This is a genomic window from Pseudomonas sp. PDM13 (genome assembly GCF_025685765.1).
Classification (GTDB): Bacteria; Pseudomonadota; Gammaproteobacteria; order Pseudomonadales; family Pseudomonadaceae; genus Metapseudomonas; species Metapseudomonas solani.
This window is the reverse complement of sequence record NZ_JAOTQU010000004.1, coordinates 73,473-95,429: the sequence shown is the minus strand read 5'-3', so window position 1 is coordinate 95,429 and position 21,957 is coordinate 73,473. Positions and strand designations below refer to the sequence as shown.

The 21,957-nt window shown below is 66.1% G+C and carries 23 protein-coding genes; 9 read left to right on the top strand and 14 right to left on the bottom strand.

The annotated features are described in order from the left end of the window. Positions 1-5: 5 nt before the first annotated feature. The 3 genes from OEJ36_RS05860 to ttcA all read right to left on the bottom strand — a co-directional run bounded on the left by OEJ36_RS05860 (position 6) and on the right by ttcA (position 2,381). Positions 6-779 carry an NAD-dependent deacylase gene (locus OEJ36_RS05860; RefSeq protein WP_263400730.1) on the bottom strand — a complete coding sequence of 258 codons (774 nt, stop codon included), beginning with the start codon at positions 777-779 and terminating at the stop codon, positions 6-8. A 26-nt stretch (positions 780-805) separates the two neighbouring features. After that, positions 806-1,477, bottom strand: coding sequence for a DNA-3-methyladenine glycosylase I (locus OEJ36_RS05855; protein ID WP_021222690.1), 672 nt, complete (start codon positions 1,475-1,477; stop codon positions 806-808). 79 nt (positions 1,478-1,556) lie between these two features. After that, complete coding sequence (gene ttcA / locus OEJ36_RS05850; RefSeq protein ID WP_021222637.1) at positions 1,557-2,381, bottom strand: tRNA 2-thiocytidine(32) synthetase TtcA; 825 nt, start codon at positions 2,379-2,381, stop codon at positions 1,557-1,559. A gap of 100 nt (positions 2,382-2,481) precedes the next feature. Here ttcA and OEJ36_RS05845 point away from each other — a divergent pair, with 100 nt between their 5' ends. The 4 genes from OEJ36_RS05845 (at position 2,482) to OEJ36_RS05830 (ending at position 5,164) form a co-directional block, all read left to right on the top strand. Further along, positions 2,482-3,078, top strand: coding sequence for a DNA-J related domain-containing protein (locus OEJ36_RS05845; protein ID WP_263400729.1), 597 nt, complete (start codon positions 2,482-2,484; stop codon positions 3,076-3,078). Between the two features lie 165 nt (positions 3,079-3,243). Further along, on the top strand, positions 3,244-3,843 hold the full coding sequence (locus OEJ36_RS05840) for a Yip1 family protein (protein WP_021222635.1): 600 nt from the start codon (positions 3,244-3,246) through the stop codon (positions 3,841-3,843). Positions 3,844-3,985: 142 nt separating this feature from the next. Continuing rightward, a complete protein-coding gene (locus OEJ36_RS05835) occupies positions 3,986-4,582 on the top strand; it encodes a Yip1 family protein (protein ID WP_263400728.1) in 597 nt (198 codons plus the stop codon). Positions 4,583-4,669: 87 nt separating this feature from the next. After that, positions 4,670-5,164, top strand: coding sequence for a SprT family zinc-dependent metalloprotease (locus OEJ36_RS05830; RefSeq protein ID WP_021222634.1), 495 nt, complete (start codon positions 4,670-4,672; stop codon positions 5,162-5,164). A gap of 201 nt (positions 5,165-5,365) precedes the next feature. On the opposite strand, the gene OEJ36_RS05825 is transcribed toward OEJ36_RS05830, so the two are convergent. From OEJ36_RS05825 to OEJ36_RS05810, 4 genes are all read right to left on the bottom strand, one after another. Continuing rightward, entirely contained in the window at positions 5,366-6,547 is a 1,182-nt protein-coding gene (locus OEJ36_RS05825) for a CaiB/BaiF CoA transferase family protein (protein ID WP_263400727.1), read from the bottom strand. Positions 6,548-6,569: 22 nt separating this feature from the next. Next, positions 6,570-8,207 (bottom strand): AMP-binding protein, encoded by a 1,638-nt coding sequence (locus OEJ36_RS05820; RefSeq protein ID WP_263400726.1) that lies wholly within the window; start codon positions 8,205-8,207, stop codon positions 6,570-6,572. Between the two features lie 99 nt (positions 8,208-8,306). After that, positions 8,307-9,137, bottom strand: coding sequence for an amidohydrolase family protein (locus tag OEJ36_RS05815; RefSeq protein WP_263400725.1), 831 nt, complete (start codon positions 9,135-9,137; stop codon positions 8,307-8,309). Positions 9,138-9,204: 67 nt separating this feature from the next. Then, positions 9,205-10,344 (bottom strand): acyl-CoA dehydrogenase family protein, encoded by a 1,140-nt coding sequence (locus OEJ36_RS05810; RefSeq protein ID WP_263400724.1) that lies wholly within the window; start codon positions 10,342-10,344, stop codon positions 9,205-9,207. Between the two features lie 158 nt (positions 10,345-10,502). Here OEJ36_RS05810 and OEJ36_RS05805 point away from each other — a divergent pair, with 158 nt between their 5' ends. Both OEJ36_RS05805 and OEJ36_RS05800 read left to right on the top strand, forming a co-directional pair. After that, on the top strand, positions 10,503-10,811 hold the full coding sequence (locus OEJ36_RS05805) for a type II toxin-antitoxin system RelE/ParE family toxin (RefSeq protein WP_236208490.1): 309 nt from the start codon (positions 10,503-10,505) through the stop codon (positions 10,809-10,811). Next, the gene (locus tag OEJ36_RS05800; protein WP_263400723.1) at positions 10,804-11,100 is read left to right on the top strand and encodes an addiction module antidote protein; all 297 of its coding nucleotides are present in this window, start codon (positions 10,804-10,806) and stop codon (positions 11,098-11,100) included. The genes OEJ36_RS05805 and OEJ36_RS05800 overlap by 8 nt, the downstream gene beginning before the upstream one ends. 90 nt (positions 11,101-11,190) lie before the next feature. Here the strand turns inward: OEJ36_RS05800 and OEJ36_RS05795 are convergent, their stop codons facing one another. Beyond that, entirely contained in the window at positions 11,191-12,477 is a 1,287-nt protein-coding gene (locus OEJ36_RS05795; RefSeq protein WP_263400722.1) for a dicarboxylate/amino acid:cation symporter, read from the bottom strand. Between the two features lie 322 nt (positions 12,478-12,799). Between OEJ36_RS05795 and OEJ36_RS05790 the strand changes: the two genes are divergently transcribed. Continuing rightward, on the top strand, positions 12,800-13,798 hold the full coding sequence (locus tag OEJ36_RS05790; RefSeq protein WP_263400721.1) for an AraC family transcriptional regulator: 999 nt from the start codon (positions 12,800-12,802) through the stop codon (positions 13,796-13,798). 88 nt (positions 13,799-13,886) lie between these two features. Here the strand turns inward: OEJ36_RS05790 and OEJ36_RS05785 are convergent, their stop codons facing one another. Beyond that, positions 13,887-14,207, bottom strand: a complete 321-nt coding sequence (locus tag OEJ36_RS05785; RefSeq protein WP_263400720.1) for a putative quinol monooxygenase — start codon at positions 14,205-14,207, stop codon at positions 13,887-13,889. 161 nt (positions 14,208-14,368) lie between these two features. Between OEJ36_RS05785 and OEJ36_RS05780 the strand changes: the two genes are divergently transcribed. Beyond that, complete coding sequence (locus OEJ36_RS05780; RefSeq protein WP_263400719.1) at positions 14,369-14,953, top strand: NAD(P)H-dependent oxidoreductase; 585 nt, start codon at positions 14,369-14,371, stop codon at positions 14,951-14,953. 152 nt (positions 14,954-15,105) lie between these two features. Here OEJ36_RS05780 and modC read toward each other — a convergent pair whose 3' ends face one another. From modC to modA, 3 genes are read right to left on the bottom strand one after another with little or no spacing between them, the layout of a single operon-like run. Continuing rightward, on the bottom strand, positions 15,106-16,194 hold the full coding sequence (gene modC / locus OEJ36_RS05775; protein ID WP_263400718.1) for a molybdenum ABC transporter ATP-binding protein: 1,089 nt from the start codon (positions 16,192-16,194) through the stop codon (positions 15,106-15,108). Positions 16,195-16,213: 19 nt separating this feature from the next. Continuing rightward, positions 16,214-16,894: a molybdate ABC transporter permease subunit gene (modB, locus tag OEJ36_RS05770; protein WP_263400717.1), complete on the bottom strand. Its 681-nt coding sequence runs from the start codon at positions 16,892-16,894 to the stop codon at positions 16,214-16,216. 21 nt (positions 16,895-16,915) lie between these two features. Then, positions 16,916-17,659, bottom strand: coding sequence for a molybdate ABC transporter substrate-binding protein (modA, locus tag OEJ36_RS05765; protein ID WP_263400868.1), 744 nt, complete (start codon positions 17,657-17,659; stop codon positions 16,916-16,918). Positions 17,660-18,220: 561 nt separating this feature from the next. Here modA and OEJ36_RS05760 point away from each other — a divergent pair. Continuing rightward, a complete protein-coding gene (locus tag OEJ36_RS05760) occupies positions 18,221-19,015 on the top strand; it encodes a substrate-binding periplasmic protein (protein ID WP_263400716.1) in 795 nt (264 codons plus the stop codon). Between the two features lie 12 nt (positions 19,016-19,027). On the opposite strand, the gene OEJ36_RS05755 is transcribed toward OEJ36_RS05760, so the two are convergent. Both OEJ36_RS05755 and ercA read right to left on the bottom strand, forming a co-directional pair. After that, the gene (locus tag OEJ36_RS05755) at positions 19,028-20,707 is read right to left on the bottom strand and encodes a NahK/ErcS family hybrid sensor histidine kinase/response regulator (RefSeq protein ID WP_263400715.1); all 1,680 of its coding nucleotides are present in this window, start codon (positions 20,705-20,707) and stop codon (positions 19,028-19,030) included. Next, positions 20,691-21,854, bottom strand: coding sequence for an alcohol dehydrogenase-like regulatory protein ErcA (gene ercA, locus OEJ36_RS05750; RefSeq protein ID WP_184487939.1), 1,164 nt, complete (start codon positions 21,852-21,854; stop codon positions 20,691-20,693). The genes OEJ36_RS05755 and ercA overlap by 17 nt, the downstream gene beginning before the upstream one ends. Between the last annotated feature and the right edge of the window lie 103 nt (positions 21,855-21,957).

Genomic DNA, 21,957 nt, shown 5'->3' with positions numbered 1-21,957 from the left:
CAAATTTAATCGATCGAAATGTGACCCAGTAGTTTCTGCAAAACATCTAAGGCTTTTCCCTTCAGATGTACGTCGACTGAGCGTGCGAGGTCGGTGCTGGCGGGATTGATTTCCGCCGTGAAGCCGCCTTGTTGGCGGGTGCGCATCACCGGTTCGATGATGTAGGGGAAGCTCGCCGTGGTGCCTACAGCCAGCACCGCATCGAAGCCCTGGCGCAATTGCGCGTAGAGGGTGTCGATGGCCTTTTCGGGGAGCATTTCCTCGAACAGGACGACGGGAGGCCGGAGGATACCACCGCACACAGTGCATTTGGGAGGCAAAGGCCGTTCCAGGTGCTGCGACAGTTGGTCACTCTCGGCACCGCACGACTGGCAGAACAGCGGCGACAACTCGCCGTGGATCTCGATCAACCGCTCCGGCGGCGACCCCGCCTGGCGGTGATAGCCGTCGATGTTCTGCGTCAGCACCCAGCATTCCGGCTTCAGCCGCTGCAATTGCGCGATGGCTTCGTGCCCGGCATTGGGGCGCGCGGCCAGGCAGGCGCTGCCGAGTTGGGCGAGGTACTTCCAGCACATGGCCGGGTCGCGCTGCAGCATGGGCCCGGAGATGGCCTCCTCGATCGGGATGCCCTCCTCCGTCATGCCGTTATAGAGGCCGCCGAGCCCCCGGTAGGTGGGCAGGCCGGAATCCGCCGAAAGCCCGGCACCGGTGATGACCAGGATGCGCTCAGCGCGCTTGAGCTCCCCAGCGACGCGGGCGATAGCCGACGAATGATCCATGCAAGCCTCCTGCTCGATGAAACGGGTCAGTGATTGACGGTGTACGCCAGCATCGCCGACAGGTGGCACAGCGGCCGGCCGCTTTCCTCATGCCACCGGTTGAAGGCGGCCTGCACCAACGCCAGGTCGCGCAGGCTGGTGGGCACCTTGTCGATGATGTCCTGGGCCTTGAGCGCAGCAACCATGTCGTTGGAAGGGACGAAGGTGTCCTTGCCGACCATGCGCAGGAAACGCGGCGCCGAAAGCCCGCCCATCTGGCTGCCGTGCTTGGCCAGGTATTTCCACAGCCCGACGATGTCGGACGTCGGCCAATCGGCGATCAGCGCACCGAAGCTGCCCTTCTCGCGACGCACATCGAGGATGAACTGGGCGTTGCGCGGCACACTCTTGAGCTTGCCCAGGTGGCGGATCAGCCGCGCATCCTGCATCAGCCGCTCCAGGTGCTCGGCCCCCATCAGCACCACCTTCTCCGGGTCGAAACCGAAGAACACCTCCTCGAAGGCCGGCCACTTGGCGTCCACCAGGCTGTGCTTGAGCCCGGCACGGAACACCCGCAGGGCCAGCAGCGACAGGTAGCGGTCATCGCTCAGCTCGCGCAGCTCGGCATCGCTGCGCGGCTGCGGCAGGCGCGCTTCCAGGGCCTCGGCCGAACCGAAGCGGTTGAGGCAGTACTCGTGAAGCCAGCGGTAATCACGCATAAAAAGGGCCTTGGCTAGAAAGCTTGAAGCTTGAAGCTTGAAACCTTCCAGCTTCAGGCTCTCGGCTTCCAGCTTCACTTCAGATATTGACGACGTCCAGGGTGCGCGGCGCGGCGCTTTCGTCGATGCGCAGGTTGGTGAAGTCGAACAGGTTGCGGTCGGCCAGCTGCGAAGGCACCACGTTCTGCAGGGCGCGGAACATGATCTCGGTGCGGCCCGGCGACTTGCGCTCCCAGTCCTGGAGCATCTCCTTGACCACCTGGCGCTGCAGGTTCTCCTGGGAGCCACAGAGGTTGCACGGGATGATCGGGAACTCCTTGAGCTGCGAGTAGGCCTCGATATCGGCCTCGTTGCAGTACGCCAGCGGGCGGATCACCACGTTGCGGCCGTCGTCGGCGCGCAGCTTCGGCGGCATGGCCTTGAGGGTGCCGCCGTAGAACATGTTGAGGAAGAAGGTTTCCAGGATGTCGTCGCGGTGGTGACCGAGGGCCATCTTGGTCGCGCCGATCTCGTCGGCGAAGGTGTAGAGCGTGCCCCGGCGCAGGCGCGAGCACAGCGAGCAGGTGGTCTTGCCTTCCGGGATCTTCTCCTTGACCACCGAATAGGTGTCCTTCTCGACGATGTGGTACTCGACGCCGATGGAGTCCAGGTAGGCCGGCAGCACGTGCTCGGGGAAGCCGGGCTGCTTCTGGTCCATGTTCACCGCCACGATCTCGAACTTGATCGGCGCGACCTTCTGCAGGTACAGCAGGACGTCGAGCATGGTGTAGCTGTCCTTGCCGCCGGACAGGCAGACCATGACCTTGTCGCCCTCCTCGATCATGTTGAAGTCGGCAATGGCTTCGCCAGCGAGGCGACGGATGCGTTTCTGCAGTTTGTTCTGGTTGACCGAAAGGGTGCCCATGGTGCTCTGGAATCCGGGGAGGGGTGCGAAAAGCTGGCTATTTTACGCACAAAGCGCGCGCCGCCCCAGCCCTCTGTTTCGCTGTGCTAGCCTGCGCCCGATGAACGACGAACTAGACCCCTCCCTCGACCTCGCCGGCCAGCTCCTGGTGCTGCTCCGCCAGCAACCGGACGGCATCGGCGAGTTCGACCTGATCCAGCGCCTGAAGGCCGGCCACTCCACCCACATCCCCAACCTGGGCCTCGGTGATCGCCTGGTGCTGTTCCGCACCCACTTCCTGCTGTTCAACGCCCTCTATCTATTACGCGACCGGCTCTGGGCCGAGGGCAGCGCCTTCCTCGCCATCAGCCCGCTGAGCATCCAGCTGCTGCCCTACGAGGCGGGCAGCGACGCCCTTACCGAACACGACCCGCTGCGCACCTACTACCTGGACGTTCGTCACCTGCGCGATACCACCGAGCGGGATGTCGAGAAACTGCTCTCGAGTTTCTGGACGCGCATGCAGGGCGGTGACGAGAAGCTCGCCGCCCTCGAGCTGTTCGAACTGGTGAACAGCGACGAGGCGCTCAACCTCGGGGTGATCAAGCATCGCTACCGCCAACTGGTGAGCCAGCATCACCCCGATCGCGGCGGCAGCACCGAGCGCATCCAGTCGATCAACAAGGCGATGGAAATACTTCAGCGCTATTACAGCTGAGCACTAAGTCTGATTTGCTCTAAAGCCACGGCAGACGCGGGCTCCAGCCTGTACCTATACTGCGACACAAGGTCGCATGCGTCGGCCGGGCACCGGGCGGCGCTGGCTATGCGTCCCAGGCGCTTCGCTGGGGGGCGACCTCATAATAATGAGGAGGTGTTCAGAATGATCCACCACGTTTGGGGGCTCTTCACCCATCCCGATCAGGAATGGCAGGAAATCCGTGGCGAAGAAGAAAGCATCAGCCACATGTACCTCACCCATATCCTGGTACTCGCAGCCATACCCGTTGTCTCTGCCTATATAGGAACCACCCAGGTCGGCTGGGCCATCGGCAAGGGCGATCCGGTCATGCTCACGCAGTCCAGCGCGATGCAGATGACCATATTGTCCTACCTCGCCATGCTCGCCGGTGTCGCCGTCATGGGCGCCTTCATCCACTGGATGGCGCGCACCTACGACGCCTCGCCAAGCTTCACCGAATGCGTCGTGTTCGCCGCGTATTGCGCCACACCGCTGTTCATCGGCGGGCTCGCGGCGCTCTACCCGCACCTGTGGCTGGGCATGATGATCGGCACCGCCGCCATCTGCTACACGGTCTACCTGCTCTACGTGGGCATACCGACCTTCATGAACATTCCATCCGACGAGGGCTTCCTGTTCTCCAGCTCGGTGCTGGCCGTGGGCCTGGTGGTGCTGGTGGCGATGATCGCCGCCTCCGTCATCTTCTGGGGCATGGGCGTAGGCCCGGTCTACATTCGCTGACCCCTTTCACCCGTAGCACGGAGGCCGCCCATGGGCGGCCTCTTCGTTTGCCGCCCGCTCGGCCAAAAAGTTGAAACCCTCTTCCCTGCCGTTCTCTAACGCCTTGAGTCCTGCGCCCTCATCGCGCCCAAGGAGAACAGACATGGCCCCTCATCTACTCACGCTCTTTACCCGGCCGGAACGCGCCTGGCAGGAAATCCGCCAGGAAGAGACGCACAACAGCCTGCATTACCTCGCCCACCTGCTGCTGCTCTCGCTGATCCCGGCGGTCAGCCTCTATATAGGCACCACCGTGGTCGGCTGGAGCCTGGCGGAGAACGAAGTGGTCCGCCTCGCCTCCGGCAGCGCCCTGCAGCTGAGCGTCGCGCTCTACATCGCCACCGTGGCCGGCGTGCTGGTCATGGGCGCCTTCGTGCGCTGGATGTCCCGCGTGTTCGAAACCCGCCCCGGGTTCAACGAGTGCGTGGGCTTCGTCGCCTACACCGCCACCCCGCTGTTCATCGCCGGGATCGCCGGCCTCTACCCCAGCCGCTGGCTGGCCGTGGCGGTGCTGGCACTGGCGGGTACCTACTCCAGCTTCCTGCTGTTCGTCGGCATCCCGGTGTTCATGCGCCTGAGGCAGGAGCAAAGCTTCCTCTACGCCTCGTCCATCTGGGCCGTGGGGCTGCTGGTGATGGTCAACGTGCTGGTCTCGGTGATCCTGCACTGGCACCTCTACCTGATGCCGGAATACGTCTAGAACGGCGCACCACGACCGCTCGGCAGGAGAACGATTCGGCCGGTAGCGGCTTTGCGGCATAATCGCGGGCTCTGGAGAGCCCCTTTTATGCCCGAGCTGCTACACGCCCGCGTCGAAGCCTGCTACCAGCAGGCGGAAGCTTTTTTCCAACGCCGGTTCACCCGCCCCGAAGTGAGCTTCAAGCTGCGGGGCCAGAAGGCCGGTGTCGCTCACCTGGATGAGAACAAGCTGCGCTTCAACCCCCAGCTGTATCGCGAGAACCAGGACGATTTCCTCAAGCAGACCGTTGCCCACGAAGTGGCGCACCTGGTCGCCCACCAACTGTTCGGCCACCGCATCCAGCCCCATGGCGAGGAATGGCAGCTGATCATGCGGGGCGTCTACGAGCTGCCGCCCAACCGCTGTCACAGCTATGACGTCAAACGGCGCAAGGTCACCCGCTACCTGTACCGCTGCGCCTGCCCGGACGGCGACTACCCCTTCTCCTCCCAGCGCCACGCCCTGGTGGCACGCGGGCGTCGCTACTACTGCCGGCGCTGCAAGGTGACCCTGGTGTTCAGCGGGGAACAGCGGCAAGAGTAAGGGCGGAACCTCGGGCAGGAGCCCGTAGGGCGGGTGCAACCCGCCGAGGCACAGGTCCGCTTGAAGCTTGAAGCTTGAAGCTTGAAGCTTGAAGCTTGAAGCAACGAGCGTGGGAGCGAATTTATTCGCGAAGCTGGGGCCCGATTGGTGAGCTGAAGCCCACCCTACGCCTGTCTCTATCCACATCCGCCGAACGCACGCCTATCCCGTCACCTTGCCGGCTTTCAGCGAGGCGATCTGCTCGGTGGTGTAGCCCAGCTCGGCCAGCACCTCGGCGGTGTGGGCGCCCACGGCTGCGCCAACGTGGCGCGGTGCGGGCAGGCCGCTGGAGAACTTGATCGGGCAGGCGATCTGCCGTTGCGCCGGCAGCCCGTCGCGGGGCACTTCGGTGATCAGGCCGCGCGCCTCGATCTGCGGGTGCCGCACCGCTTCGGAGAGCGGCAGCATCGGCTCGACGCAGGCATCCAGCGCGGCGAACACCTCGCTCCATTCGGCGAAGTCGCGCTTCTCGAACTCGATCTCGATGGCGCGCTTGAGCTCGCGCTGGTCCTCCGGCTTGGGCGATAGCCCGCGTGCGGCCAGGTCCGGCCGGCCGATGGCGGCGCAGAACTGCTGCATGAACTGCGGTTCCAGGCTGCCCACCGAGAACCAGCGGCCGTCGCGGGTGCGGTAGTAGTCGTAGAAGCTGCCGCCGTTCAGCGCCTGGTTCTCCATGTCCGGCTCCACGCCGGCACCGAGATAGCCCGCACCGGCCATGCCGTGCAGGCTGAAGGCGCAGTCGGTCATGCTCACGTCCACGTGTTGCCCCTCCCCCGTCACCTGGCGCTGGATCACCGCCGCCAGCAGGCCCATCACCCCGTGCAACGAGCCGCCGGCGATATCCGCCAGCTGCACGCCCAGGGGCAGCGGGCCGCTTTCCTGGCGCCCGGTGTAGCTGGCGATGCCGGCCACGGCCAGGTAGTTGATGTCATGGCCGGCACGGTCACGGAAGGGGCCGCTCTGGCCGTAGCCGGTGATGGAGACGTAGATCAGCCTGGGGTTGATCGCCTTCAGCGCCTCGTAGCCCACGCCCAGCTTGTCCATCACCCCGGGGCGGAACTGCTCCAGCACGATGTCGTACTCGGCCACCAGCTGGCGCACCACCTCCACCGCCTCGGGGCGCTTGAGGTCGAGGGCGATGCTGCGCTTGTTGCGGTTCAGGTAGGCGTGGCTGGTGGAGGTGCCGCCGTCATGGGGCGGCAGCACGCGCACCAGGTCCATGCGGCTGGGGGATTCGACGCGCAGCACCTCGGCGCCCATGTCGCCCAGCAGCAGCGAGGCGAAGGGCCCCGGCAGCAGGGTGGAGAAATCGAGGATCTTCAGCGAAGCGAGCGGGCCTGTCATGGCGACTCCATAGCGGTTCGGTTCATTCCCAATGCAGCGGCTGGTGCCTGTCCAGGCACGCGGCTACTGCGGCGAAGCGTTGTTCCAGCACGTTGCGGCGGATCTTCATGGTCGGCGTCATGCAGCCGTTATCCACCGTCCAGGGCTCGCGCACCAGCACGAAATGGCTGATGCGCTCATGGGCCAGGAGGCGCTCGTTGAGGGCCTGCAGGCTGGCCGCCAGCTCGGCCTCGATCTGCCCGCGCGCCTGCGCCCGGGCCGCCGGGCTGAGTTCGATCAGCGCCAGCGGCTGGTCCAGGCCGTTGCCCATCAGGCACACCTGCTCCACCCAGAGGTTCTTGGCGATCTCGCCCTCGATGGGGGCCGGCGCCACGTACTTGCCCTTGCTGGTCTTGAAGATGTCCTTCACCCGCCCGGTGATGCGCAGGTAGCCGTCGGCGTCGATCTCGCCCTTGTCGCCGGTGTGCAGCCAGCCCACCTGCAGCGTATCGGCGGTCTTCTCCGGCTCCAGGTAGTAGCCGACCATCAGTGCGCGACTGCGGTAGAGGATCTCGCCGTTCTCGGCGATGCGCACCTCGTTGTCCGGCATCACCCGGCCGACGCTGCCGAAGCGCACCTGGCCCGGGCGGTTGAAGTTGCCATAGGCGAAGTTCTCGGTCATGCCGTAACCCTCGCAGATGGTCAGGCCGATGCGCCGGTACCACTCCAGCAGCGCCACCGGGATCGGTGCCGCGCCACTGACCAGCACCCGCGCACGGTCCAGCCCCAGCCCCTGGCGCACCTTGCGTGCCACCAGCGCCCCCAGCAGCGGGATGCGCAGCAGGCGGTCCAGCTTGGCCTGGGGCAGCTTCTCCAGCACGCCCTGCTGGAAGCGCGTCCACAACCGCGGCACGGAGAAGAACACCGTCGGCCGCACCCGTTTGAGGTCGGCGGCGAAGGTCTCCAGGGATTCGACGAAGGCGATGGCGCCCCCGCAATACAGGCTGTTGGTCTCCACCAGGAAGCGCTCCGCCGCGTGGGACAGCGGCAGGTAGGAGAAGAACTGCTCGCGCTCGTTCAGGCCCATCTCCGCCACCGAGCGGCTGGAGGCGAAAGCGAAGGCTTCGGCCCGCTGCATCACGCCCTTGGGCTGGCCGGTGGTGCCGGAGGTGTAGAGGATGCTGAGCAGGTCATCGGGGCGCTGCACATGCCCATCGCGCAGCGGCTCATGGGCGGCGAGCAGCGCGTGCCACTGGTGCTGCGCGTTCAGGGTCGGGTACGGCATGGCGACGCGGATGACCTCGGCGGGGATGCCGGCCGCGAACTTCTCCGCCTCGTCCAGCTTGCCGAGGATGATCACCTTGCACGCCGAGTGGCGCAGCACGTAGTCGATGCTCTCGGCGGATTGCAGCGGGTAGAGCGGCACGCTGACCAGCCCGGCGAGCATGATCGCCAGGTCGCTGATGATCCACTCGGCGCAGTTCTTCGCCAGGATCGCCACCCGATCGCCCGGCACGCAGCCCAGCGCCTGCAGCGCACTGGCCAGGCGCCGTGCCTGGTCGTCGGCCTGGCGCCAGGTCAGGTCATGCCACTGGCGCTCCACCGGCTGGCTGAGCCAGACGCGGTCCGGCGTGGTGCCCACCCAATGGGCGAGCCGTTGCAACGGCAGTTGATCGGTCATTGCTGAACCCTCCTTGTTGTTCTTGTAATGGTCGGAGCCTGTCACGTTATTCGCCGCCTATCCGCCCTCCTCCCCGGCACGGCGGCTCGCCGGATAGCCTCACAGCCGGAACACCTGGCGGGCGTTGCCCTGGAGGAAGTTCGCCTCGATCTCCGCCGGCAGCGCCAGCTCCTTCACCTGGGTCATGCAACGCTCCAGGGACAGCTGCGGGAAGTTGCTGCCGAACAGCACCTTGTCCTGGCCGTAGCTGCGCATGAACTGCAGCAGCGCCTGGGGGTAGTAGCGCGGCAGGTAGGCGGAGGTGTCGATGTAGATGTTGTCGTGCTTCCAGGCCAGGCCGATCATTTCCTCGGTCCAGGGATGGCCGATGTGCCCGGCGACGATGCGCAGTTCGGGGAAGTCCAGCGCCACCTCGTCCAGGTAAGGCACCGGGCGGCCGGTCTCCGAGGGCATCAGCGGGCCGGTGTGGCCCACCTGGGTGCAGAAGGGAATATCCAGCTCGATGCACTTCACGTAGAGCGGGTAGTAGAGCCGGTGGTTGGGCGGCAGCTTCCACAGCCAGGGCACCACGCGCAGCGCCTTGCAGCCCAGCTCCAGCACCGCCCGCTCCAGCTCGCGCACCGCCGCCAGGGGCTTGCCCAGGTCGACGGTGGCGACCCCGACGAAGCGGTCCGGAAAAGCATGGGTGTACTCGGCCACCAGGTCGTTGTCGAACACCCAGCGCTCCGGCCTGCACCAGGCGGCGAGCATGAGCTTATCCACGCCCGCACGGTCCATCTCCGCCACCGTCTGCTCGGGTGTCAGCGGCTGGTCGAGCAAGTGCGCGGAACCGGATTTCTCGAACAACCGGACCACCTCCGGCAACAGCTCGCGGGCGCGGCCGTTGGCAGGTTGGGCCCAGGCGTCGATGGCGCCCAGCGGTGCATTCATGGCGATGGCCTCCTGGCGTCTACACAGTGGCTGAACTCTAGCCCGGCCCGGGACGCCGGGCTGGGGGTCAGAGCTTCATGCCGCGGCTGATGATCTCCTTCATGATCTCCGAGGTGCCGGCGAAGATGCGCTGGATGCGCGCGTTCGCGTACATCTTGCAGATCGGGTACTCCCACATGTAGCCCCAGCCGCCGTGCAGCTGCACGCCCTCGTCCACCACCTTGCACAGCAACTCGGTGGTGAACAGCTTGGCCTCGGCGGCCACCTCGGGGGTCAGCTTGCGCTGGTTGTGGTCCATCACGCAGCGGTCGGTGAAGACCTGGGCGACGTCTATCTGGGTGCGCATCTCGGCCAGCTTGAAGCGGGTGTTCTGGAAGTGAGAGACGGGCCGGTCGAAGGCCTTGCGCTCCTTCACGTAGTCGATGGTGGTCTGCAGCGCCGCCTCGGCACCGGCCACCGCGCCGCAGGCGTTGGTCAGGCGTTCCTGGGCGAGCATGTTCATCAGGTAGAAGAAACCACCCTTGGCATCGCCCAGCAGGTTCTCCTTGGGCACCTTGACGTTGTTGAAGAACAGCTCGGCGGTGTCCTGGCTCTTCATGCCCAGCTTCTTCAGGTTGCGCCCGCGCTCGAAGCCGATCATGTCGCGCTCCACCAGGAACAGGCCCATGGCGTGCTTGTTGGCCGGGTCGGTCTTGGCCGCGACTATCACCACATCGGCCAGCAGGCCGTTGGAGATGAACACCTTGGAACCGTTCAGCTCGTAGTGGTCGCCCTTGTCCACCGCGGTGGTGCGCATGCCGGCCAGGTCGGAACCGGCCGAGGGCTCGGTCATCGCCACCGCGAGGATGATCTCGCCGCTGATGATCCCCGGCAGGAGACGAGCCTTCTGCTCGGCGTTGCCGTACTCGGCGATGTAGGGGCCGCACAGCGCCGAGTGCAGCGGGATCATGAAGCCCGGCTCGTTGATGTGGGCCAACTCCTCGCACATGATCTGCTCGTAGCGGAAGTCCTTAAGCCCGGCGCCGCCGTACTCCTCGTCCGCCCAGGGCAGCAGGAAGCCCATCTCGCCAGCCTTGCGCCACACCGCACGATCCACCACGCCCGCCTCTTCCCAGGCCTCCTGGTGCGGCACCACTTCCTTCTGCAGGAAGGCACGGAACGAGTCGCGGAACATGTTGTGTTCGGTTTCGAAATGGATGCGCTGCATGCGAAGGGTCTCCCTGGAAAAAATCGTTCCGCAGGGTAGGCGGCGCCCGCCCACGCGCTCAATGACACAAGCGCTCAGGGTCGATTGACCCAATCGGCCATCCCCCAGAGCGACGGGAGCGCGTTGACGACCGTAGCCCAAAGGCTACAATCGCCCGCATGATCGAGGTCCTCCAGAGCAGGGCGTTCGCCACCTGGCTGAACAACCTGAGCGATGGCAAGGCCAGAGCCCGGATACTGGCACGCATCGACCGCATGGCCGACGGCCATCTGGGGGACGTCGCCCCGATCGGCGAGGGGCTCAGCGAAGCCCGGCTCCACTTCGGCCCGGGCTACCGGCTCTACTTCCTGCAACGCGGCCAGGTCCTAATCGTCCTGCTCTGCGGCGGCGACAAGGGCAGCCAGGACCGTGATATCAGACACGCCAGGCGCATCGCTGCAGCCTGGAAGGAGCAGCACCATGACTGACGAATTCTCCCGCTGGGACTCCGCCGACTACCTGCGCAGCGAGGAAGACATGGCCAACTACCTGGATGCCTGCATCGAGGAAGCCGGCGACGACCCCGCCTTCATCGCCAAGGCCCTCGGCACCCTCGCCCGCGCCAAGGGCATGACCCAGGTCGCCCGTGACACCGGCCTTTCGCGCGAGAGCCTGTACCGTGCCCTGTCCGGCGAAGGCAATCCCGAGTTCGGCACCATCCTCAAGGTACTCAGGGCACTCGGCCTGCAACTGCACGCCAGCCCCGCCCGCCACTGACGCGGGTTTCCTGCGCCCATAAAAAAGCCCGTCACGAGACGGGCCTGGAAAATCTCCTCCCCGTGGGGAGGGAGGAGAGAATTACGCGGTTCAGGCGCGCTGGGCTTCCACCGGAGCGGTACCGTTGCCGGCCAGTTCGCGGTCCAGCGTGTCGGTGTCCAGCTGCTTGCACCATTTGGCGACGACGAGGGTCGCCACGCCGTTGCCCACCAGGTTGGTCAGGGCGCGGGCTTCGGACATGAAGCGGTCGATGCCGAGGATCAGCGCCAGACCCGCAACCGGCAGGTGGCCGACGGCGGAGATGGTGGCGGCGAGGACGATGAAGCCGCTACCGGTGACGCCAGCGGCGCCCTTGGAAGCGATCAGCAGCACCAGCAGCAGGGTGATCTGGTGGGTGATGTCCATCGGCGTGTCAGTGGCCTGGGCGATGAACACCGCAGCCATGGTCAGGTAGATGGAGGTGCCATCGAGGTTGAAGGAGTAACCGGTGGGGATCACCAGGCCGACGACCGACTTGTTGGCGCCGAGTTTTTCCATCTTGGCGATCATGCGCGGCAGGGCCGACTCGGAGGACGAGGTGCCCAGCACGATCAGCAGTTCTTCGCGGATGTACTTGATGAACTTGAGGATGCTGAAGCCGTGGGCACGGGCGATGCTGCCCAGGACCACCAGCACGAACAGCAGGCAGGTGATGTAGAAGCACAGCATCAGCTGGCCGAGCTGCACCAGCGAACCCACGCCGTACTGGCCGATGGTGAACGCCATGGCACCGAAGGCACCGATGGGTGCGACCTTCATGATCACGTTGATGATGTTGAACATCACCTGGGAGATGCGCTCGATGAACTCGAACACCGGGCGGCCGTAGTCGCCCATGCGGTGCAGCGCATAACCGAACAGCACGGAGAAGAACAGCACCTGGAGGATGTCGCCGTTGGCGAAGGCGCCGACCACGGTCCCGGGGATGACGTTCATCAGGAAGTCGATGGTGGACTGCTTCTCACCGGCAGCGGCGTAGGCCGCGATGCCCTTGATATCCAGGGTGGTCGGGTCGACGTGCATGCCGGCGCCGGGCTGGAATACGTTCACCACGATCAGGCCGATCACCAGCGCCAGGGTGGAAACGATCTCGAAATACAGCAGTGCGTAGCCGCCGGTCTTGCCGACGGCCTTCATGCTTTGCATGCCGGCGATGCCGGTCACCACGGTGCAGAAGATGATCGGCGCGATGGCCATTTTGATCAGCTTGACGAAGCTGTCGCCCAGGGGCTTCAGGGCAACGCCGGTCTGCGGGTAGAAGTGGCCGATCAGGATGCCGATGGCGATGGCCACCAGAACCTGGAAATAAAGGCTTTTATAGAGGGGTTGACGGGTCATGGCAGATCCTCTCGGGTGGTGCGGGGCCTGATTCCGTACAGGGGCGCACCACCGGTCTCAATCACCTCCCTTGCTGGGAGACTTTGTTGTTCTGCGATCCAAACCAATGGATGGCTCAGCTCCTATCGCAAGGGCTGTGCCAACCCGTCTTTCCGGCGGAATGCCTAGTGCGCCGTGGCCTACAGAAAATGGCCGGGCGCTGTAGGACAATCCCTAGGGCGGATTCCCGCCAGCGAAGCAGGGGGATTCCCGCCACATCCACCCCTTGTCGCCTGCTTCTGCCGCGACCTACCATCGGCCACCCCGAGCCAGGAAGCCGCCCATGCGCGAGCGCACCATCGCCAGCCACTTCGTCCGAGCCGCCCTGCGCGGCCCCGCACGCCAGGGCGTGGATTGCACCGCCATCCTGCGCAACGCCGGCATCCAGGCTGCGCTGCTGGACGAGCCACGGGCACGCATCGCCCCCGAGCAGTTCAGCCGCTTGATGCAGTTGTTGTGGGAGGCGCTGGACGACGAGTACATGGGCTTCGGCCGTCAGCGCAGCAAGCGCGGCACCTTCGCCATGATGTGCCACGCCATCATCCACTGCCGCAGCCTGGACAAGGCCCTGGGCCGGGGCACCCTGTTCTACAGCCTGTTCCCCGAGGCGCCGCGCATCCTGCTGGAGCGCGAAGGCGAATCGGTGCGCCTGACGGTGGACGACTCCACGCTCTGGGACCCGGACCACTTCCTGGTGGAAAGCCTGCTGGTGATCTGGCACCGCCTCGGCAGCTGGCTGATCGGCCAGCGCATCCGCCTGGAGGAAGCCACCTTCGCCTACGCCGAGCCCGAGCACGTGGGCGAATACGAGCTGCTGTTCCCCACCACCCGCCGCTTCGACGCGCCCTGCACCAGCCTGCTGTTCCAGGCGCGCTACCTGGCCATGCCGCTGCTGCAGGACGAGCGCACCCTCAAGCACTTCCTCGAACACTCGCCGGCCGACCTGCTGGCCCGCCCCGATGGCGGCGACAGCCTGAACAGCCAGATCCGCCGCCTGCTGGGCCGCGACTGCCGCGACTGGCCGGACCTGGAGAAGGTCGCCCAGCACCTGCACATCAGCCCGCAGACCCTGCGCCGCCACCTGCGCGAGGAAGGCACCAGCTTCCAGGAACTGAAGGACCACCTGCGCCGCGACCTGGCCATCTACCACCTGGGCCGCGACGAGCTGGCCATCCAGGACATCGCCGAACAGCTCGGCTTCTCCGAACCCTCGGCCTTCCACCGCGCGTTCAAGAAATGGACCGGCCTCACCCCCGGCGCCTACCGCGCCCAGGAAGCCTGATCGCCCCGGCACAGCCCGAGTTGTAACCTGGGCTGTAGCCTGGGCTTCAGCCCAGGGGATACCCGGAACACCCGATGAACGACGCGGCTCACTCTGTCTTCACCATCGCCGCCGCACTGAGCATCTCGATCTCGCGAATCTCGAAATCCCGCACCAGGAACTCCATGCGCCGCTCGTGGAAGGCCTGCATGTGCGGCAGGGCCGAATGGCGCTCCAGGTCCGCCCGCGAACGCCACACCTCGAAGAAGATGAACAGCGTCGGGTCCCGGGCATCACGCAGCATGTGGTACTCGATGCAGCCCGCCTCCGCGCGGCTCGGCTCGACATAGGCGCGGAACAGCGCCTCGAACGCGTCGGCGCGCTCCGGGCGCAACTGGGCATGGAGGATGAAGGCACAGGTATCGCTCATGGGATGAAGCTCCGCTGACTGAAAGGCGCCGCAGCCTATCGCAACAGTTCCCCAATCATTCGTGCTTTTCACGCAAAGGCGATTTGTCTGGAAGGCGGTTTTTCCGGGCCGCTTCACTGGGTAGTCTGCCGGCCATCGAGAACCTCACGAGGCCACCAGCCATGAAAAAGATCCTCCTGCTCAACGGCGGCAAGCAGTTCGCCCACTCCGACGGCCGCTACAACCGCACCCTGCACGAAGCCGCTCTGGCCTTCCTCGACCGCTCGGGCTTCGACGTGAAGGAGACCTTCATCGACGGCGGCTACGACACCGCCGAAGAAGTGCAGAAATTCCTCTGGGCCGACGTCATCGTCTGGCAGATGCCCGGCTGGTGGATGGGCGCGCCCTGGACCGTGAAAAAGTACATCGACGAAGTCTTCACCGCCGGCCACGGCAGCCTCTACGCCAACGATGGCCGCACCCGTTCCGACGCCTCGCAGAAGTACGGCAGCGGCGGCCTGCTGCATGGCAAGCAGTACATGATCTCCGCCACCTGGAACGCTCCGCAGCAAGCCTTCGACGACCCCACCGACTTCTTCGAGGCCAAGGGCGTGGACGCGGTCTACTTCCCCTTCCACAAGGCCAACCAGTTTCTCGGCATGACCGGCCTGCCCACCTTCCTCGCCGTCGACGTGATGAAGCGCCCGGATATCGCAGGCGACATCGCCCGCTACGAAGCCCACCTGGCCAAGGTATTCGGCGCCTGATGACGTTGCATGGATCGACGATTACGGCACTCGGGCAATGCCTCGTCCGCCGAACGTAGGAGCGAGCTCTGCTCGCGAATGACACCCGACGCGACGATCTGTCAGGCCAGCCGATGGGTTTCGCAGGGCTCTACCCATCCTACGACCGACCCTCAGGCCAGCAGTGCCACCGACTTGATCTGCGCCCACAACTGCTGGCCCGGGTGCAGGCCGAGCTGGTCGCGGGAATAGCGGGTGATGCGGGCCAGCATCGCCGTGCCGTCCACATCCAGGCGCACCAGCACATGAGCGGCGTTGTCCGCGGGAATCTCCTCGCGCACCGTCGCCGGCAGCAGGTTGAGGATGCTGCTGTCCGCCTGGCGCTGCAGGCTCAGGCTCACATCCCGGGCGCGCACCTTGAAGCGCACGCGCCGGCCACGCTCCGCCGGGGCGTGGGCCACGCGCATACTCAGGCCGCTATCCGGCAGGCCGAGGCTGAGCAGGTCGTACTCCGGGTCATGGCCGATCACCCTTCCCTCCACCACCACGCCAGCGTCATCGTCCAGCGCCGTGGGCAGGTCCAGCCGCGCCAGGGTCTCGCCCAGGGGCCCGCTGGCCAGCACGCGGCCTTCGTCCATCAGCACCAGGTGATCGGCCAGCCGCGCCACCTCGTCCGGCGAGTGGCTGACATAGAGCACCGGGATATCCAGTTCGTCATGCAGGCGCTCCAGGTACGGCAGGATCTCCGCCTTGCGCTTGCCATCCAGCGCCGCCAGGGGCTCGTCCATCAGCAGCAGGCGCGGGCTGGTCAGCAGCGCCCGGGCCATGCCCACGCGCTGGCGCTCGCCACCGGACAGGCGCGCCGGCATGCGCTCCAGCAAATGGCCGATGCCCAGCAGCTCCACCGCCTGCTCCAGCTTCACCCGCCGCTCGGCGACGGGGATGCGCTTCTCGCCGTAGGCCAGGTTGCGCCGCACCGACAGGTGCTCGAACAGGCTCGCCTCCTGGAACACGTAGCCCAGGGCGCGCTTGTGGGTGGGCACGAAGAGCCCGCGCTCGCTGTCCTGCCAGGTCTCGCCGTTGATCTCCAGGCGCCCGCGGGCGTTGCGCTCGAGCCCGGCGATGCAACGCAGCAGGCTGGTCTTGCCGGAGCCGGAATGGCCGAACAGTGCGGTGACGCCACGCCCGGGCAGGGCGAGGTCGACATCCAGCTCGAAGCCGGGCCAGGCCAGGTAGAGGCGCGCACGTATTTCGTGACTCATGCCGCGAGGGTCCTTGGGGTCAGGTCCAGCCCGGCTTCATGCGCCGGCTGGAATACAGGGCCAGCAGTATGAGGAAGGAGAACACCACCATGCCACCGGCCAGCCAGTGGGCCTGGGCGTATTCCATGGCCTCGACGTGATCGAAGATCTGCACCGACACCACCCGGGTCTTCTCCGGGATGTTGCCGCCGATCATCAGCACCACGCCGAACTCCCCCACCGTGTGGGCGAAGCCGAGGATGGACGCGGTGACGAAGCCCGGCCGGGCCAGCGGCAGCACCACGGTGACGAAGCTGTCCCAGGGGCTGGCGCGCAGGGTGGCCGCCACTTCCAGCGGGCGCGGGCCCATGGCCTCGAAGGCGTTCTGCAGCGGCTGCACCACGAAGGGCAGCGAATAGAAGACCGAACCCACCACCAGGCCTGCGAAGGTGAAGGGCAAGGTGCCCAGCCCGATGGACTGGGTGAACTGGCCGATGAAACCGTGGGGCCCCATGCTCACCAGCAGGTAGAAGCCGATCACCGTGGGCGGCAGCACCAGCGGCAATGCCACCACTGCGCCCACGGGACCTTTCAGCCAGGAATCGGTGCGTGCCAGCCACCAGGCGATGGGCGTTCCCAACAGCAGCAGCAGGGCCGTGGTCAGGGTCGCCAGCTCCAGGGTCAGCCAGATCGCCGCCCAGTCGTCACCACTCAGTGGCATCGCACCGCTCCATCATTCAACTCAAAGCTCGTAGCCGTAGGACTTGATCACCGCGGCGGCCTTGTCGCCCTTCAGGTAGTCGATCAGCGCCTTGGCGGCGGCGTTGTCCTTGCCCTTGGCGAGGATCACCGCATCCTGCTTGATCGGATCATGCAGCTCGGCCGGAACGATCCAGGCGGAGCCGCCGGTCACCTTGCCATCCTTGTAGATCTGCGACAACGCGACGAAGCCCAGCTCGGCGTTGCCGCTGGAGATGAACTGCTGCGCCTGGGTGATGTTCTGGCCTTCCACCAGCTTGCCCTTGAGCTGGGCGGTCAGGCCCAGCTTCTCCAGCACCTGGGTAGCGGCCAGGCCGTAGGGCGCGGCTTTCGGGTTGGCGATGGACAGGTGCTTGTACTCGTTCTTCTTCAGCACCTCGCCCTTGGCGTCGACGTAACCGTCCTTGGCCGACCACAGGGCCAGGGTGCCGACGGCGTAGGTGAAGCGGGTGCCGGAAACGGTGTCGCCTTCCTTCTCCAGCTTGGCCGGGGTGGTGCCGTCGGCGGCGAGGAAGACTTCGAACGGGGCGCCGTTCTTGATCTGCGCATAGAACTGGCCGGTGGCACCGGTGGAGATCACCAGCTTGTGGCCGGTGTCCTTCTCGAAGTCCTTGGCGATGGCCTGGATCGGCGCGGTGAAGTTGGCGGCGACCGCGACCTGGACGTCCTGGGCCAGTGCCAGGTTGGCGGTGGTGCAGGCGGCAAGCGCGATCAACAGACGGGACATGTGGCCCATGGAGCACTCCTTTGTTTTTGTGTGAGGTTGAGGCAGAGCGTGAAGCGGGAGCCGACTCTACCTCTTCGCTATGTATAAAACTATACAGCGAAGAAAATTTTCTTCAGCGCCCGTCACAGGCCTGCAACACGGGCCGGCGACACTGGCTATGGCTGAGGGACCAGCCCCCATCTGACGCCGCACACGGCTCACATGGCCATGACGGAAAAGTCCGGCGCCGCCCCGCCCTCCCCGCGCCGCTACCGCCTCCGCCTCCCCTGCCGCGGAAACCTCATGGCCGCCCCTTGCGGCCATTTTTGTACCCACACCCCGTCGCAAACACCATCGTAGGAGCGAGCTCTGCTCGCGAAGCTCCCCGGCACCGACGACCGTCACCCTGCCCCCGCACAGGCCCCGTTCATCCAACTCCCCTACCCCGTTCCTGACCGGGTTCTCAAGTTCACCCGAGGAGCAGAGACGGCGCTTTGCCATCATGCTAGAAATGCGCTCGCCAGCGGACGGCCACAGGGGCCTGACTACACTTCCCTGGCGCCTGCCCGGAAAAGAGCCACCATGTCACCGATCAAGACCATCGCCTCGACCCTCGCCTGCTTCCTCGCCCTTCAGGTCCAGGCAGCCGAGCCCGCGAAGCTGGTGTTCTGCTACGAGGATCAGGACTCCTGGCCCTGGGTGATGCTCGACGACAAAGGCCTCAACCAGGCGCTGTTCGACCGCGTGCAAAGCGCCCTGGCGCTGACCATCGAACGCCAGCCGATGCCCTGGAAGCGTTGCCTCGACGGCCTCGCCCGGGGCCAGTACGACGGCGCCTTCGCCGCCGCCTTCAAGGCCGAGCGCCAGGTCATGGGCCACTACCCGTACCGCGCTGATGGTTCGCTGGATACCGACAAGCGCCTGCACAGCGCCTCCTACTCGCTGTACCGCCTGCGTGGCAGCCAGGCCGACTGGGACGGCAACACCTTCACGGGCATCCAGGGCCGCGTCGCCTCCCTCAGCGGCTTCTCCATCGTCGACTTCCTCAAGGCCCACGGCCTGGAGGTGGAGGAAACCAGCCGCGACCCACTGGCCCTGCTGCGCATGCTCCACGGCCGCCGCTTCGAAGCCGCCGCCATGCAAACCCTGCGCGCCGACCAGCTTCTGGCCAGCCACCCGGACCTCGGCGAAGGCATCGAGAAACGCCCCGTGCCCCTGGAGCAGAAGGACTACTACCTGATGCTGTCCAACCGCCTGATGGACATGAACCCCATCCTCGCCCACGCCATCTGGGACGAGGTTGCCCGCCAGCGCGAATCGACCGACTACCAGGCCCAGCTCAAGCAGGTACTGGCCTCCACCCCGCACGGCAACTGACCCCGTTCGGGATCAGAGCAGCAACTGGCTCAACACCGCCCGCAGCTTGCCCGGCTTCACCGGCTTGTTCAGCAGCGGCGCGCCGAGGGCCTGCAGGTTGCGCCGGCACTCGTCGCTGCGGTCAGCGGTGATCATCACCGCCGGAATGGCCCGGCCGAACTGCCCGCGCAGTGCCTGCACCACCTCGCAACCGGTCACGCCGTGGTCCAGGTGGTAGTCGGCGAGAATCGCCTCCGGCGCGACGCCACCCAGGTTGCCCAGGGCACTCTCCAGGTCGGGCGCCGTCACCACCTCGCAACCCCACTGGTCTAGCAGCGCGGCCATGCTGTGGAGGATGCTCGCCTCGTTATCCAGCACCAGCAGACGCCGGCCCGGCAGCGGGTCGCCGGTCTGCGGGCGCACGGGGGCATCCTCGCGGCGCGCCGGCAGCACCTCCGCCAGCGGCACCTCGATGGAAAACACCGAACCCCGCCCCGGCTGCGAACGCACCGCAATGGGGTAACCGAGGATGCCGGCGATACGATCGACGATGGCCAGCCCCAGGCCCACGCCCTTGCGCTCGGCGGCGCGACCACGGTCCAGCTGGTTGAACTCGAGGAAGATCGCCTGCAGCTGGTCCGCCGGAATGCCCCGGCCGCTGTCCCACACCTCCAGCCGCACCCGGTCGCCCCAGCGGCGGCAGCCCAGCAGCACGCGGCCGCGCTCGGTGTAGCGGCAGGCATTGCTGAGGAAGTTGCGCAGGATGCGCGTCAGCAGGCGGATATCGGTGCTCACCGCCAGCCCCTTGGGAATGCGCGCGCGCAGCTGCAACCCGGCGGACTGGGCAACGCTCTGGAACTCCGAGGCCAGCGGCGCCAGCAGCTCGTCCAGGCGATAGGCATCGATGTCCGGGCGGATCGCGCTCTGGTCCAGCTTGGAGATTTCCAGCAGGTCGGTGAGCAGGTCCTCGGCGCCTTCCAGGGCCAGGTGGGTGCGCTCCACCAGCAGCTGCTCGGCACCGGGCAGGCTGCGCTCGCGCAGGGTCGAAACCAGCAGCCGCGCGGCGTTCAGCGGCTGCAGCAGGTCGTGGCTGGCAGCAGCGAGGTACTTGTCCTTGCTCTGGTTGGCGGTTTCGGCGGCGTCCCGCGCCTCGCGCAGCTGGCCGTTGAGGGTCTGCAGCTCCAGGGTGCGCGCCGCCACCCGCTGCTCCAGCTCGTCGTTGAGGGTCTGCAGGCGCTGCTGGGCGAGGATGCGTTCGGTGATGTCGGCGACGAAGCCTTCGAACAGCCCCTCCTCGTCCGGCTTCAGCAGCAGGTTCATCAGCACGTCCACATGGCTGCCATCCTGGCGACGCAGGCGCGTCTCGTAGCCGATCAACCCCTGCTGGCGCTGCAGCTCGGCACGGATGTGCACCAGCTCCGCCTCGCCGCCAACGAACAGGTGGCTGGCCAGGTCGGTCAGCGACCACAGCAGCTGCTCCGGCGAGTCGTAGCCGAGCATCCGTGCCAGCGCCGGGTTGGCCGCGCGCAGGCCCTCCTGCAGGCTGGCCTGGAAGATGCCGTGCACCGCGTGCTCGAACAGCCACTTGTAGCGGTTGCGCTCGGTCTCCAGCTCCTCCAGGCGGCTCAGCAGCTCGGGGTAATGGCTCTTGCGCGCCGAATGGCTGCCCAGCCCGAGCAGCGCCTGGCGCTGCTCCTCAGAGGGCCTCGGCATACACCACCTCGACATCCCGCTGGCTCGACTCGCGCGGGTTGGTGAGGATGCAGGGGTCCTCCATCGCATGGCGCGACAGGAAGGGGATATCGGAAGTGGAAACGCCGTGCAGCTTCAGCGTCTCGTGGAAGCCCACCGACTGCTTGAAGGCGATCAGGTGCTCCACCAGGCGCTGGCGGATCTGGTTGTGGTTGAGCCCGCGCGGGTCGATGCCCAGGGTCTCGGCCACCATGCGGAAGCGCTCCGGCGCGGCGCTGTAGTTGAAGGCCACCACATGCTCCACCAGCGCCGCGTTGCACATGCCGTGGGGCAGGTCGAGGAAGCCGCCGAGGCTGTGGGACATGGCGTGCACCGCCCCGAGGATGGCGTTGGAGAAGGCCAGCCCCGCCTGCATGCTGCCGAGCATGATCTTCTCGCGCAGGGCGATGTCGTTTGGCGTGGCGATCATCTGCACCAGGTTGCCGTTGATCAGGCGCATGGCTTCCAGCGCGTGGGTGTCGGTGAGCGGCCCGCTGCCGGTGGAAACGAAGGCCTCGATGGCATGCACCAGCGCGTCGATGCCGGTACAGGCGGAGAGGAAGGGGTCCATGCTCAGGGTGGTTTCCGGGTCGATCAGCGACACGTCCGGCACCACCGCCTTGCTGACGATGGAGAACTTCATGCGCTCGGCCTGGTTGGAGATGATCACGAACTGCGACACGTCCGCCGAGGTGCCGGCGGTGGTGGGGATGAGGATCAGCGGCGGGCTCGGCACGCGGATGGTGTCCACCCCCTCGAACTCGAGGATGCAGCGGTTGTGGGCGACCATGATGCCGATGCCCTTGGCGCAATCCATCGGGCTGCCGCCGCCCACCGCGACTATCACGTTGCAGCCCTCGCTGCGGTAGAAATCCGCGCCCAGGCGCACCTCCTCCACACGCGGGTTGGGCGAAACCTGGGTGAACAGGCAATAGTCGATGCCCTGGGCCTGCAGGCTGGCCTCCACATCGGCGACCCAGCCGGCGGCCAGCACGCCGGGGTCGGACACCACCAGCACCTTGCGCGCCCCGAAGGTGCTCGCATAGTTGCCGACGTTATGCCGGCAACCGGCGCCGAAGATGATCTCGGGGGACACGAATTTTCGCAGTTGGCTGATGTCGTGGCGCATGAATCCGCCTGATTGTTCTTGTTATGGGGTGAGTGCGATCAGACTACTGGAATCGAAGCCGTTTTCAATCCGACCAATGGGTGCCGGTCGGCAATAACGGTAC

What these genes read in the sequence shown, in the direction of transcription:
- OEJ36_RS05760 (WP_263400716.1), top strand. Translation starts at nt 18,221, where the DNA reads ATGTCACCGATCAAGACCATCGCCTCGACCCTCGCCTGCTTCCTCGCC.
- OEJ36_RS05845 (WP_263400729.1), top strand. Translation starts at nt 2,482, where the DNA reads ATGAACGACGAACTAGACCCCTCCCTCGACCTCGCCGGCCAGCTCCTG.
- modC (WP_263400718.1), bottom strand. Translation starts at nt 16,194, where the DNA reads ATGAGTCACGAAATACGTGCGCGCCTCTACCTGGCCTGGCCCGGCTTC.
- OEJ36_RS05790 (WP_263400721.1), top strand. Translation starts at nt 12,800, where the DNA reads ATGCGCGAGCGCACCATCGCCAGCCACTTCGTCCGAGCCGCCCTGCGC.
- OEJ36_RS05815 (WP_263400725.1), bottom strand. Translation starts at nt 9,137, where the DNA reads ATGAATGCACCGCTGGGCGCCATCGACGCCTGGGCCCAACCTGCCAAC.
- OEJ36_RS05755 (WP_263400715.1), bottom strand. Translation starts at nt 20,707, where the DNA reads ATGCCGAGGCCCTCTGAGGAGCAGCGCCAGGCGCTGCTCGGGCTGGGC.
- OEJ36_RS05825 (WP_263400727.1), bottom strand. Translation starts at nt 6,547, where the DNA reads ATGACAGGCCCGCTCGCTTCGCTGAAGATCCTCGATTTCTCCACCCTG.
- OEJ36_RS05810 (WP_263400724.1), bottom strand. Translation starts at nt 10,344, where the DNA reads ATGCAGCGCATCCATTTCGAAACCGAACACAACATGTTCCGCGACTCG.
- OEJ36_RS05855 (WP_021222690.1), bottom strand. Translation starts at nt 1,477, where the DNA reads ATGCGTGATTACCGCTGGCTTCACGAGTACTGCCTCAACCGCTTCGGT.
- ercA (WP_184487939.1), bottom strand. Translation starts at nt 21,854, where the DNA reads ATGCGCCACGACATCAGCCAACTGCGAAAATTCGTGTCCCCCGAGATC.
- OEJ36_RS05805 (WP_236208490.1), top strand. Translation starts at nt 10,503, where the DNA reads ATGATCGAGGTCCTCCAGAGCAGGGCGTTCGCCACCTGGCTGAACAAC.
- ttcA (WP_021222637.1), bottom strand. Translation starts at nt 2,381, where the DNA reads ATGGGCACCCTTTCGGTCAACCAGAACAAACTGCAGAAACGCATCCGT.
- OEJ36_RS05785 (WP_263400720.1), bottom strand. Translation starts at nt 14,207, where the DNA reads ATGAGCGATACCTGTGCCTTCATCCTCCATGCCCAGTTGCGCCCGGAG.
- OEJ36_RS05800 (WP_263400723.1), top strand. Translation starts at nt 10,804, where the DNA reads ATGACTGACGAATTCTCCCGCTGGGACTCCGCCGACTACCTGCGCAGC.
- modB (WP_263400717.1), bottom strand. Translation starts at nt 16,894, where the DNA reads ATGCCACTGAGTGGTGACGACTGGGCGGCGATCTGGCTGACCCTGGAG.
- OEJ36_RS05795 (WP_263400722.1), bottom strand. Translation starts at nt 12,477, where the DNA reads ATGACCCGTCAACCCCTCTATAAAAGCCTTTATTTCCAGGTTCTGGTG.
- modA (WP_263400868.1), bottom strand. Translation starts at nt 17,659, where the DNA reads ATGTCCCGTCTGTTGATCGCGCTTGCCGCCTGCACCACCGCCAACCTG.
- OEJ36_RS05780 (WP_263400719.1), top strand. Translation starts at nt 14,369, where the DNA reads ATGAAAAAGATCCTCCTGCTCAACGGCGGCAAGCAGTTCGCCCACTCC.
- OEJ36_RS05835 (WP_263400728.1), top strand. Translation starts at nt 3,986, where the DNA reads ATGGCCCCTCATCTACTCACGCTCTTTACCCGGCCGGAACGCGCCTGG.
- OEJ36_RS05830 (WP_021222634.1), top strand. Translation starts at nt 4,670, where the DNA reads ATGCCCGAGCTGCTACACGCCCGCGTCGAAGCCTGCTACCAGCAGGCG.
- OEJ36_RS05840 (WP_021222635.1), top strand. Translation starts at nt 3,244, where the DNA reads ATGATCCACCACGTTTGGGGGCTCTTCACCCATCCCGATCAGGAATGG.
- OEJ36_RS05820 (WP_263400726.1), bottom strand. Translation starts at nt 8,207, where the DNA reads ATGACCGATCAACTGCCGTTGCAACGGCTCGCCCATTGGGTGGGCACC.
- OEJ36_RS05860 (WP_263400730.1), bottom strand. Translation starts at nt 779, where the DNA reads ATGGATCATTCGTCGGCTATCGCCCGCGTCGCTGGGGAGCTCAAGCGC.